Below are 12,586 nucleotides of genomic sequence, written 5' to 3'. Positions count from 1 at the left end.
ACCACGATGTAAGTTGTGTTTTAGAGTTTCTAAAGGAAATAGCCTTTGCAAGTTTGGGAGGAGAATAAGATGAGTATACTGAATGAGTATATCGAGAAAATGAAAAAAGGTTGGGGTAGCATTGAATTTGAATCTGAATTGTTGAAATTAATATCGGAATACAATAAATTGAGAAATACCTATTTATTTGTATACGCCGCTGCAGTTGGGAAGCCAATCCCAGCAGTTCCATTGGAGCAAGCAGACTTTTACGTAATTCATGATTTATTGTCAGGCAAAAAAGACCTTCAGAAGGTCGATATGTATATTGAAACACCAGGAGGCAGCGGTGAAACAGCAGAAGAAATAGTGCGGTTCTTACGCAATAATTTTGATACAGTTTCATTTATTGTATCTGGAGAGGCTAAAAGTGCAGGCACAATTATTGTTTTATCGGGTGATGAAATTTTGATGACTGAAACGGGGAGTTTGGGGCCTATTGACGCTCAAATAAAAATTGGACGATCTATAATATCAGCATATGACTATATTGAATGGGTAGAAGAGAAAAGGAAAAAAGCTGAAGAAGATGGCACTTTAAACCCATTTGACGCCACAATGGTAGCACAGATCACTCCTGGTGAATTAGGTAGTGTATTCCATGCATTAAAATTTGCTGAGGAGTTGGTAGTTGAATGGTTGATAAACTACAAATTCAAAAAATGGACCATTACAGAAACTCGTAAAATACCTGTAACTGAAGAATTGAAGAAGAAAAGAGCCGAAGAGATTGCTAGAGAATTAACAAATCATTCAAAATGGAGATCACATGGGAGATCAATAAAAATTAGTGGTTTAGAGGAAATAGGGTTAAAGATAACAAGGGTAGATAATGACCCAAAATTGGCTGAAATTGTATATAGAATCCAAATGGTATGCAGACTACTTTTTGAGAATACTGCTTGCTTTAAAATATTGGCGACTCAAGATAACAAAATATTTAGACAGGCTGTTCCTATAGGAGCTCCGATAAGGATACCAGAGAAGCCAAGAATTGATGTAGTTGAAATCGAGCAAAAATGTCCAAAATGCGGTGAAGTTTACAAAATATATGCAAAACTTGTGTCTAACCCCCAAATAGATGTAGATTTCAAGAAAAAAGGATTTATACCGTTTCCAAAAAATGCTAAGATTATTTGTAAATGCGGCTTTGAAATAGATTTATTAGGTATTAAGAACCAAATTGAAATAGAAACAGGGCGAAAAATCATTGTTGAATAAGCTAATCGGTGATATGTCAAGTGGTAAAAATCAAAAAATTGTTAAAAATTAGCGTAACTGACAATACCCATACTTTCAGTAAAACACAAAATAGGCTTGAAAGATGAAAAGAGGAATAATTCCTTGATTGACGTTTTCTCCAAGTCAGTCCTGCGAATTTGGCCGAACTATCATGAGATTGAAAGGGAGCTATCTGTACGAATTATTGGCTGTTTGTTTAAGAAGTGCTGCAACAATGCAGATAAAGGATAAAAGCAAAGAGTCAAGTATAATAGACCCCTATTTAATAAAAAAATTTTAAATGTTTTCTATTTAAAAAATCCTTATTCAGTCATACTTCTAGGTTGAAAGTGGCGGTTGTTGTTTATTCAGGTTACTATTTTTCTTTTTGATATTTTTTGCTGTATAATTGTTATGAACTCTCATTTCTTGATTTTGTAATGATAATTAGGATCATATTTTTTCACCCCACTTTAGTATTGTTTAAGGATCTGCCTTTTACAATCATCCTTCTGATACGGCCTTGAAAGGTCAATCAAGTATCGGATTTATGGGCGGAAGGTGGGTAGCGAACAAACTTTAGAACGAACTTAATAGTTCAGAGAGTATAAGCGTTCTACTACCCACTCATTTTTTAAAGAAAATAGTTGTTTATGCTTATATTGTATCATCAAATATCATAGAAGATACCCTAATCTTAGCAGCCAAAGGCAACCTCGCGCTCTATGAGCATCCACCAATGAAAAATAGCCTTGCTGATGGCCTAATCAAAGGTGATGCAGTAATCGGTTAGCAAGTTGACTGCTAAGTCAGGAAACAAGCTTTTTAAGCAACGACCAAAAGGTCTTGCAAGGGGGCGAGGAATCTTCACTCGCTAATCATCCTGGTACTATTTTAGCATTAGGGTATCTCTTTACAAAAGAAATAATGAAAAAGAGCAAAAAACAAATTTTTAGTACCATTTTTTGAGTTTCATATCGATACATATTATACGAGGAGGAAGGATTATGGAAGCAAAGAGGAAAGAATTAAGGCAAAAAGAAGAAAATGCATTGTTAACCTTTTTAAAACAAACCCGGGAGGGAAAGTACGCAAAAGTGGATGAAAGTTCCCTGCCCTATTCCAGACTTAAAGAACAAAGAGAAGAACCTTATTATGAAGATGAATATTACTACAGCGTTAGATAGGAGTAAATAGTAAGGTTGCAACGTCGCCTACCACAGCATATACTGCTTACTTCGTCCACCCAAATTTTCAGCTACGCTGAGACTTCGTATATGCTGGAAACATTGTCTGAAATGCTGTGCCTAAGAAAGATAAAAAGGATAAGTAAAAAATCATGTCGATAAAGGATATATATTTATTTTACTACCACGACACCCAGAGATCCAAATGTTATAGGGGCTTCCTGTGTAATATTGGGATTTTTCTCAAAGAAAGTTCTAACGTCGTTTAGTAAATACCACCAAAATAAAACCCCAGGTTTTGATACTACCTGGGGTTTTGATAATTTGATAATTATTACTCATTATTCAGCGTATTCGCCTGTCTCCTTTAATCCTGTTTCTAAAGTATTCACGATGGCATCGTATGTCTCATCTACCGTCGCCATATCGTTTAAAAAGTTAGCAAATAATGTACTGATATCATTTCTTATATCGTTCCATGCGGCTGGTTTTGGATCTGGGATAGCGGTTTCTAATTCGTTAAGCGCAATAGTTGGCTTATCATCTGTTGCTGTATAGGCTTGCCACTGTGGAACCTCTTCAACATCTCTTCTTATCGGAACATATCCAGTATTTATTGACCAATACGCAACGTTTACGGGATCCATCAAAAATTTCAAGAATCTCCAAGCTGCGTCTTTTTGCTCTTGGCTTACCCAGTTAAACATTATCACATCAGTTCCAGCTATAGGAGAGTGAGGGACACCATCTACAGAAGGTAATGGAGCCCAAGCGACACCGTGTTTTCCTCTGGACGATTGTTCAGCATAAGTTAAACCTGCAACCGTTCCCATGTATGCGGCTATTTCTCCAGAGCCAAACTGGGGATCCAAATATGCGTTTTGGAACAAAGCGTATCCAGAATCTTTCAGGTTCTTTATGAATGTTAAAACTTCTTTTGTTTCTTCTTCAGGTAAAACAACTCTGTATTTGCCATCGCCGACGTATTCTAAAAATGTTGCGTTATATGCATATAAGAATATTTGAAAATCGTCGATAAAGTTTCTCGCACCTAATCCATATTGATCCGTTTCTCCATCCATGTCTAAATCCATTGTTAAAAGTTCACTTACTTCCCATAATTCATCCATAGTTTTTGGGGGATCGATTCCAAATAAGTCAAATAGATCAGGGTTATAATAATAAACATAAACAGATTTGTTAAATGGGATTCCATATACTGTGTCTCCCCATGTAACTAAATCCTTTAGAACAGGGAATATCTGATTATCCCAAGCTTCTTTAAACTCAGGATCCTTTTCAATATATCCGTTGAGTGGTTGCACTACATCAGAAAATAGGTACATTGCGGTCCAGTTTCCATAAGCTTGAGATAAAGTTGGAAGGTCTGTGGTACTTCCTTGGGAGTATGCGGTGATCGTAGAAAGTAACTTTTGGTTTAATGCACTGTAGTTTCCCACATATATGGCTGACACATGAACATCTGGGTTTTCCCTATTAAAAGTATCGACTAAGGAATTCAGAGTTTCTCCCAACTGTCCTCCCATGCCATGCCAAAACTCTATCTCGACTTGAGAAAAAGCAAAAGAAACAAGTAAAACCGTAAAAAGAATAGAAACAACTTTCTTCATTCCGAACACCTCCTCATAAGTTTTGGATAATTTTTTCTGTTTCTTTGTACAATTGGTCAAAATTACCAATATTCAATATTTTGAAATCACAACGCTTAGAGTTTATGTGTTCTTGGGATTTGACGATGTTTTTTGCCTTCTCCAAGGGGATACCACGTTTTTCTGACAGCCTTTCAATACGTAATTCTTCTGGGGCATCTACGTAGATAATTTTATCGCATAATTTGTCCAATCCTATTTTGAAAAGCAAAGCTGCATCTACGATTATTATATCATTTTTATTTGAAATTTCTTTCAGTATTTGTTCAGTTTTATTAAGAATTTCTGGATGGACTATCTGATTCAATAATTCCAACTTTTCTTTATTTGAAAAAACTATTTCACCAAGTTTTGATCTGGAAATATTGTTATCATCGTCGAATATTCCTTCTCCAAAAACTTCTTTCAATTTCTCTTTGATAAAAAAATAGGTTAAGACCTCGTGTCCTAACCTATCCACATCGATTATGAATGCCTTATCTTTGTATATTGTTTTTATTATCTTTGATATAGTGCTTTTTCCAGATCCTGCAGGGCCTGTAATTCCTATTACCATTTTTTACATCGTCACCTGTTTTTTGTTTTTAAGTTTATTTTCTACCTCGATACTGAAATCTTCGTAACCTTTTCTTCCCATCAAAGCATAGGTAACCTTTTTACCTAATTCGACGCCTGGTTGGTCATAAGGGTTTATATCTAATAGATTTCCCATTACTGCTGTTTGAAATTCGTATGCGAATATGAATTGTCCCACATTGAAGGGATTGATCTGAGGGAAAATAACTTTTAGATTTGGTCTATTGTTTTCTGTTAAAGCGTATTCTGTACCAGCTAATTCTGTATTCAAAAGGGCTGAAAGATTTTTACCTCCCAGATATGATAGCTCGGGAAGATCACAGTGTATATTAGGGATTTTTATGTTTCGTTCGAAATTTTCTAGTTGTATGAAAGTGATTACCTTATCGTATGGACCTTCGTTGTACAGTTGAACTTGGGAATGTTGGTCTGTTGTGCCTAATGCTTTTATTGGAGTTTGCCCAACGTTGACTACTTCACCTTTTAAATTGTATTTTTTTCCAAGGCTTTCTGCCCATAATTGTCTGTACCAATCAGCTAGTAGAAACAATTTGTTTGAGTAAGACATCATTACGGAAATATTATAACCTTTCTGGTAATATAGATAATGCACTAAGGCGTTAAAAGCCGCAGGATTTTCCCAAATGTTTGGATTGGTAACCCTTTTGTGCATTTCTTTGGCACCGTTGTATAGATCAATTATATCTATTCCACTTGCCAAAGCTGATAATAAGCCGACAGGGGTTAAAACGCTGAATCTACCGCCAATTGAAGGAGGTATATCCAAGGTTTTGATTCCTTCTTCTTCGGCTATTTTCTTTAATATACCTTTTTCAGGATCGGTGGTGAATAGGAAGTGTTTTTTTGGATCTAATCCGTATCCTTCGATTATTCCTCTTGCAACCAGATAATTTGCCATGGCTTCTGCTGTTGTACCGGATTTTGATATAACGTTGAACAGAGTAGTCTTTGGATCGATTTGGTCCAAAACTGATGCTATAAAATCGGGGTCAACATTATCCAGGATGAAAATTTTGGGAGTTTTTCTTATTTCTTTAGACAAAGCGTTATAATGCAATGGATTAAGGGCTGTTTGCAGCGCCTGATTTCCTAATGCAGAACCACCTATACCTAAAACTACTACACTTTCAAAACTTTGTATCCACGTTTTTAAATCCAAAACCCTATCTATGTAAACCCTTGTGAAAGGCAGATTTAAAAAGCCGGGATTTTTTTGTATTATCGTTTCCACAATATCTTGAACTCTGTTAGCTTGGTCGTTTATTTCTTCTTCCGTTAAGCCATTTTCAATATTAGGATGGAAAACATTTGAAAAATCAAATTTTATACCATTCATCTTTTTTCCCCCTTCTTGAGTTTAAATTATGCTTTCAATATCGTATCAAACTGGCAATTTCTAAATCGTTTAGATTTTCTCTTGGATTTAGATAGGTTAATTCAGCAAGGCAGACAACTCCAACGGTTTTGCCTCCGGCTCTGTCTACTAATTCTTTTATCGCTTTTGTAGTACCTCCGGTGGCTAACACATCATCAACGACTATCACCTTTTCTCCTTTATCTATCGCGTCAACATGCATTTCCAGGGATGTTTGACCGTATTCTAGTTCATAAGAGATCGAATAGGTTTTGTAAGGCAGTTTTCCTGGTTTTCTTATGGGAACGAATTCTTTATTCATGAGGTAAGCTAAAGGTGTAGCAAATATAAACCCCCTTGACTCGGGGGATACAATGCAATCAAAATCCCACTCTTTTATCAATTCAGCGATTTTTTCGACCGAATACTTAAAAACTTCTGGGTTTTTCAAAAGTGGTGTGATATCTCTAAATATAACTCCTTTTTCTGGAAAATCTGGTATATCTCTTATCCATTTTTTTAGGTCTACTATCTCCATGAGTTATCCTCCTAAAACATTTTTGTCTTTATTTTTGTGCCAATTCCAAGCGTCCAATATTATCTTTTCTAATTCTTTGTTTTGAGGGTGCCAGTTTAAAACTTCCTCTGCTTTCTTTGAGGAGGCTATTAAAACAGCAGGATCACCTGGCCTTCTTTCTACTACTTCGTAATTTATCTTTTTTGAGGTTACTTTTTCAGCTGTTTTGATAACCTCTAAAACGGTAAATCCTTGACCATTACCTAAATTAAAAACGTCAGATTTTTCATTCTCCTTCATCCATTTCATAGCTAAAATATGGGCTTCTATCAAGTCCATGACATGGATATAGTCTCTAACGGGTGTTCCGTCCTTGGTTGGGTAATCATTGCCATAAACGTACAGTTTGTCTCTTTTCCCTAAAGCTGTTTCAAGAACTAATGGGATCAAGTGAGTTTCCGGTTCGTGAGCTTCGCCTATACTGCCATCATAATACGCCCCAGCGGCGTTGAAATATCTTAAAGCTACATATCTTATAATATCAAGTTTAGAATACCAATTGAGAATATCTTCAATCATTAATTTTGATTGACCATAGATGTTCGTAGGGTTCTTGGGTTGGTCTTCAGTGATGGGGACTTTTTCTGGTTCTCCATAAACAGCTGCAGTAGAAGAAAAAACTATGTACCTACTTTTGTGTTTTTGCATACTGTTCAGAAGGTTCAATGTCCCACATATATTGTTTTTAAAATATTTATAAGGTTCTTTCATTGATTCACCAACCAATGAAAAAGCTGCGAAATGATATACTTCATCTATTTTGTAATTTTCAAATACATAATCAATATCTTTTTCGTTTCTAAGATCTCCTTCAACGACTTGTACATCTTTGACAGCCCACTTATGACCTTTTTCAAAGTTATCAAAAACTACTACTTCTTTATTTTGATCTTGCAACCTTTTGACCAAATGAGAACCTATGTACCCAGCTCCTCCTGTGACAAGTATCATTAGGTCACCCCTCTAATCAAGCATTAGCTCTAATGTTTAATATTTCTCCATCTTCTAATACTTCATCTTTTCCAGCTAATCTCCAAAGTCCTTGTTCTTTTACTTCTTCTTCGCTTCCGTATTTAATTAAATCCTCGTATTTCATAACCTCTGCGCGAATGAAATTCTTTTCAAAATCAGAATGTATTTTCCCGGCAGCTTCCTTCATTGTACTGCCTTTTTTTACGGTCCATGCTCTTACCTCGTCTTTTCCTACGGTGAAAAAGGAAATTAGTCCAACATGATTATACACAATTTTTGCTAATCTTTCAACACCAGGTTCTTTAATTGATAAATCTTCCAGGAATAATCTTTTTTCTTCTTCATTCTCTAGCTCGTTTATTTCTACTTCTATTTTTCCGTCAATTTCAATATACGCAAAATTTTGCTTTTCACATTCTTCGACTACCGGTTCCTTATATTCGTAACTATCTTTTGTAAATTGGTCATCGTCGACATTGACACATACGATAATGGGTTTTAAAGTGAATAAAGCTAAAGAACCAACTAATTTTTTTTCTTCCTCGCTCAAGTCCATTTTGGAAACGAAAACCTCATCCTCTAAAACTTCTTTTATTTTCAACAAAATTTTTTCTTCATTTTCTTCCGTCACTGAGAACTTTGTCTTTTTCTTTTGCGTTTCAAGCCTCTCTAAACGATTTTCTACAATTTCTAAATCTCTGAGAATTAGCTCTGTTTTCAAAATTTCTAGTTGTTTTATTGGATTATCAGCATTTTCTGGCCAAGGTACCGAGGGGTTTTTGAACGATCTTATAACCAAAAGCAAAGCATCAACATTTTGTATCATCTGAAAAATTCTCGTTTTTTCTTTTGGATCCCCCTTGTGGTCATAACTTGGTATATCGATAAAATCTAAGCTAGCGAAGATAACCTTTTTAGGATTGTATAAGCGTGCAAGAGAATTAACTCTTTCATCTTTGATAATAGCTGTTCTATTTATAGCCTCTCTTTTATAACTATCCTCTATTTTATAGTCGGTTAAAAGGGAAAAAATAGTAGTTTTACCTGTTAACGGAAGGCCGAATATGCCTATTTCCACCTAATTTTCACCTCTTTTCCTCTTTTTTAATTAATTCCCAATATTTATCTAACTCTTCTAAATTTAAAGCTTCAAATTCCTTTCCATCTTTTTCAATCGCTTTTTCCATCTGGTTGAAGCGTTCTATAAACTTCTCACTTGCCTTTCTTAAAGATACTTCCGGATCTATCTTTAAAAAACGAGCCAAGTTAACCAGCGCAAACAACAAATCCCCAAACTCTTCTTCTATCTCTGGTTGGGTTTTTGCTTCATTAAGTTCTTCCACTTCTTCTTTTACTTTATCGAGCACATCTTTAACTTCTACCCAGTCAAACCCTACCGCAGCAGCATTTTCTTGAATTCTTCTTGCTAAAGAGAGTGCAGGATCGCAACCTTTTGGTCCCCTCAATCTTTTCATGAAAAATATCTGCAGGAGACTCACCAGAGAACAGCCTTACGGCAGATAAGGAAGTGGTGAGAGGAATGCAGAATTTTCCCTCCTTTCCCATAATAGAGTTTTAGCTTTACTTACCAAGATTAAATCTTTGCTTTTTGCACTTCTATGAATTACTGTACCATCAAGTTTTCTTATATCAAAATATCCAGTTGAACGTCTTCCAAATATGAAACATTCAATACCCTTGTATTTTACTTTATCAAACAATCTAAAACCATGTACTAGATAAGGTGCTTGGTTTAGTTTTCTTATTCCTCCCTTTAGAATTTTAGCTTTGTGTATTTGTCTATTGTGTCGTCGAACTTCTTTAATGTGATAATAGTAATCTAATTGTTTTGCTTGAGGATGACCACTAATACATAAGGCGTCTATTCTATGTGTTTTAGTTAAACTATTTTGTATCCTTGTATTTTTAGTGATATATCCATAAGTTAGATGAACGTTAGAATACAAATCTTTCAATCTATTGTATAATGTCCATCTCATAATATTCATAGAGGTAGCATCTTTAAATTTTTGTCCTCTTTTAAAATCCAATTTAATTTTTCCATCGTGGTAATCCTTATGACATGTTTCACACAATGTAATTAAATTACTAGGTGCGTTCCCACCTATTTGTCTACTTTCGATGTGGTGAACATTGAGCCTCTTATCTTTGGACTTATCTTTGCAGCGTTGACAGGTATAATTATCTCTCCAAAGAACATATTCTCTTACATTCCAAAAATCTAATTGTTCACCTTGTTGGTATTGTTTGCCTTCAATGTTAGGATTCTTAATCTTTTGTATATCGAAACTTGCAACTTCTACTACAATCGTTGTAATAGGAAGTATGCTATGAACTAGATCGATCAGTTTAATGTGCGACTTTATTTTATGTTCTACTGACGGTGCAAGCCAGTTCCCTTGTCTGCCGTAAGGCTGTGTGGCGTCAGCCTGTTTCTGTTTTTTTCTACTGTGGACACGGTTTAAAAAGCGTGGTTTCCTATACCTTGTTTTTCTGAAACGTCTACCTTTACGATACTGTCGTTTCTGAGATATAAGTTTAGGTATATCATCTCTTATTTCAACTTCTGCTGCAAAAAGTTCCTTATTTTCAGTAGTAGCAGACAACCCTATACTTTTACTTCCTGCGTCTACTCCTAAAGTAATAGGTTGTTTATAACCACTACTACCATAGAGTAATTGAATAGTAAAAGGTTCTTTTCTAACAACCTTGGCTTTTCCCTCTTTAAGTAGTTTTCTTGCCTTTGAAGGTTTACAAGGCATAAGAGGTTTCCCGTATTTGTTTAAAACGTACACTAACATAAAGTGCATCTCCTTAATGGAGTTATTCTCCTTCCCCAATGTTATATAGGCTTTTTACGTTTAGCTCACTATCCCTACCCCTCAGGATTGTTTAAAGCTAAACAACAGAGCGACAGACTAGGAGAAACATCCGAAGGTGTTATGACCTATATAACGTAGCCCGATGATCTTCCTTTAGAGGCGTGAGCCCGTTTCTTCTTCCTTAAGAGGCGGAAGCCCGTTTCTTCAATCGGCTGAGGGTAGTCAACTAAGGCTTTTGCAAGCCCCCGTCTTTAGACGGTGGGTAGTTGACCACTTTCATAAGCTCTTCAAATTTTTCGCCTAATTCCAAAATAATTCCTCCTGTATTGTACTTATTAGCTTCCCTATTTATTATTCTGCTCTTTAAATATCCGATTGTGCTCCTTGATCTTCCTTTTTTTATCCAAATAATATAGCAACCATAATGCAAAAGCTACTCCTAACAGCAAGGGTAATAAATATTTAAGGAAAATTTCGAATACAACTCTCGATCTCAATTCTTTTAGAGCTTTTTCCATTTCTTCGGTGACATAGTTACGACTTTGAGCACCATTGAGAAAGTATCTAGCTAATTGGCCATATTCTTTTTTATCCCAATGATAGTAGGTTAATCCCAATTTAGACATTATTCTTCCATTTTCCTTGTCGTGGGTTAAAGCTTTTTGATAATATTCTATCTGTTTTCCGTAATTGTTTTCTATGTCACCTAAAAATTCGTATGTTTCAGATAGAATTGATGAGTCCTTTGAAACTGGAATTAAAGAAAGGGCTATTTCCTTAGATTTTTCCGTTTCTCCCATGTTGTAAAAAATTTTTGAAAAGTACAGTAAAGTTTGAGCATTTTGCCCTTTTAAATCCATATAACTATTATAAAGGTCTTTTATAATTTCGTAGTTATTTGTTTGAAAACTTATTTCTACCAATGATTCAATTATTTTTTTATCATAATTGTAAGTGAGATAGATTTCTTTTAAGTCATTATAAGCTTTTTGAGGATCATTATATATTTTAGATTTTGATAAGATTTGTCCTTGGTAATAAACAGTATAGGGAGTTTTCCCTCCCACAAGCCTTTCGATTTTTTCAGAATATTCAAAGATTTCTTTCGCTACAGATGGGTCCAAAGAATTTTGCCAATATTGGAAGTTGAAAAAAAGATACATAGAATTTATTATTATTGAATCAGGGTATTCTCTTAGGGCTTCTTCAAACAATTCGGTAGGTTCAAGGTAAAAATAAGGGTCTGACTCTTTTAATATCTTTAGGGTTGTCTCATCATCAGGAAACAGCACTAGATTTGAAAGTTGCAAATTATCTACATACATCGATAATCCCGTTTCCCATCGTTTCAACAAGCCTCCAAGGATCTTTAAATATGGATCATCTGATTCATACATTGTTTGAAGATCTACGTAGTAAACAAAATCATCAAAAACTGTGGCAAAGGTCGATAACGTAAAAATAATAAAAAAAAAGCAACACAAATAATTTTTGTCTCAAAACGTTCCTCCTACAATGTCAAATAGTTTTAAAAGCTTTTTGAAAAATTTTCATCAATACATTTTTGTAGTAATAATTATATCATAAAGCCACTTCTTAAGAAAGCGAACGCATTAGATAATATTACATGTCCGTAAAAAAGATTGGATAGATCATACATGCGCAATAGGGAGCGGAGGCTTCATCTATTATCTCAAGGGCTTCATCGTATTTAACATCCCATTTTAATTTTAAAACGTTTATGTAATTGATGATGTTTTTATTTTTATCTGATCTATCACTTTCTAAATAATGGACAACATAATTCAAAATAGGTCTTATGAACTGTCCTTTACTCACAATTTTATCCAGTAGTTTAATGTTCATTTCTCAACCCTCTTTCCTTTACCCAATAGCAACAAAAATATAAAATAAAATTTACTTCAAAAACCCTTCCTTTGGAATGTTAATAACACTTGAAGCTTCTATATTTTATTCTAAAGTTCATTATATCATAACTCTCTTATAATAACTAAAAGAAAGACAAATGCATTATATCCGATAAAAATCATCGTAAATAATTTTAACGTTAGTTTTTTGACCGATCTCTGCAATGCTTTATAAATACATATTTGAACCCACTTAAA

Annotated in this window: 11 protein-coding genes and 1 pseudogene; 2 read left to right on the top strand and 10 right to left on the bottom strand. The window is 34.7% G+C overall.

Annotated elements, in window-relative coordinates; genetic code table 11:
• The first annotated feature begins 69 nt into the window (after window positions 1-69).
• Together NAAC61_RS01045 and NAAC61_RS01040 are read left to right on the top strand one after the other, a co-directional pair.
• Window positions 70-1,260: an SDH family Clp fold serine proteinase gene (locus NAAC61_RS01045; RefSeq protein WP_202694967.1), complete on the top strand. Its 1,191-nt coding sequence runs from the start codon at window positions 70-72 to the stop codon at window positions 1,258-1,260.
• Between the two features lie 1,007 nt (window positions 1,261-2,267).
• A complete protein-coding gene (locus NAAC61_RS01040) occupies window positions 2,268-2,447 on the top strand; it encodes a hypothetical protein (protein WP_202694966.1) in 180 nt (59 codons plus the stop codon).
• Between the two features lie 341 nt (window positions 2,448-2,788).
• Here the strand turns inward: NAAC61_RS01040 and NAAC61_RS01035 are convergent, their stop codons facing one another.
• The 10 genes and pseudogenes from NAAC61_RS01035 to NAAC61_RS00990 form a co-directional block, all read right to left on the bottom strand.
• Window positions 2,789-4,078 (bottom strand): ABC transporter substrate-binding protein, encoded by a 1,290-nt coding sequence (locus NAAC61_RS01035; RefSeq protein ID WP_121515044.1) that lies wholly within the window; start codon window positions 4,076-4,078, stop codon window positions 2,789-2,791.
• A 13-nt stretch (window positions 4,079-4,091) separates the two neighbouring features.
• On the bottom strand, window positions 4,092-4,673 hold the full coding sequence (gene coaE / locus NAAC61_RS01030; RefSeq protein ID WP_202694965.1) for a dephospho-CoA kinase: 582 nt from the start codon (window positions 4,671-4,673) through the stop codon (window positions 4,092-4,094).
• A gap of 3 nt (window positions 4,674-4,676) precedes the next feature.
• A complete protein-coding gene (locus NAAC61_RS01025; RefSeq protein ID WP_121515042.1) occupies window positions 4,677-6,050 on the bottom strand; it encodes a glucose-6-phosphate isomerase in 1,374 nt (457 codons plus the stop codon).
• A gap of 34 nt (window positions 6,051-6,084) precedes the next feature.
• Entirely contained in the window at window positions 6,085-6,606 is a 522-nt protein-coding gene (locus NAAC61_RS01020; protein ID WP_121959536.1) for an adenine phosphoribosyltransferase, read from the bottom strand.
• Between the two features lie 3 nt (window positions 6,607-6,609).
• Window positions 6,610-7,596, bottom strand: a complete 987-nt coding sequence (gene galE, locus NAAC61_RS01015) for a UDP-glucose 4-epimerase GalE (RefSeq protein ID WP_202694964.1) — start codon at window positions 7,594-7,596, stop codon at window positions 6,610-6,612.
• Between the two features lie 16 nt (window positions 7,597-7,612).
• The gene (locus tag NAAC61_RS11160) at window positions 7,613-8,695 is read right to left on the bottom strand and encodes a DUF933 domain-containing protein (RefSeq protein WP_202694963.1); all 1,083 of its coding nucleotides are present in this window, start codon (window positions 8,693-8,695) and stop codon (window positions 7,613-7,615) included.
• Between the two features lie 7 nt (window positions 8,696-8,702).
• Window positions 8,703-9,059: pseudogene (locus NAAC61_RS01005) on the bottom strand (MazG nucleotide pyrophosphohydrolase domain-containing protein); the annotation flags it as partial.
• Window positions 9,060-9,128: 69 nt separating this feature from the next.
• A complete protein-coding gene (gene iscB / locus NAAC61_RS01000; RefSeq protein ID WP_012208881.1) occupies window positions 9,129-10,439 on the bottom strand; it encodes an RNA-guided endonuclease IscB in 1,311 nt (436 codons plus the stop codon).
• 365 nt (window positions 10,440-10,804) lie between these two features.
• Window positions 10,805-11,944, bottom strand: coding sequence for a tetratricopeptide repeat protein (locus NAAC61_RS00995; RefSeq protein ID WP_202694961.1), 1,140 nt, complete (start codon window positions 11,942-11,944; stop codon window positions 10,805-10,807).
• Window positions 11,945-12,083: 139 nt separating this feature from the next.
• A complete protein-coding gene (locus NAAC61_RS00990) occupies window positions 12,084-12,326 on the bottom strand; it encodes a hypothetical protein (RefSeq protein ID WP_012208879.1) in 243 nt (80 codons plus the stop codon).
• Between the last annotated feature and the right edge of the window lie 260 nt (window positions 12,327-12,586).

The organism is Petrotoga sp. 8T1HF07.NaAc.6.1 (assembly GCF_016772115.1).
GTDB lineage: Bacteria > Thermotogota > Thermotogae > Petrotogales > Petrotogaceae > Petrotoga > Petrotoga mobilis.
Note: the sequence above shows the minus strand (reverse complement) of the source record. Positions and strands in the feature narration are given on the sequence as shown.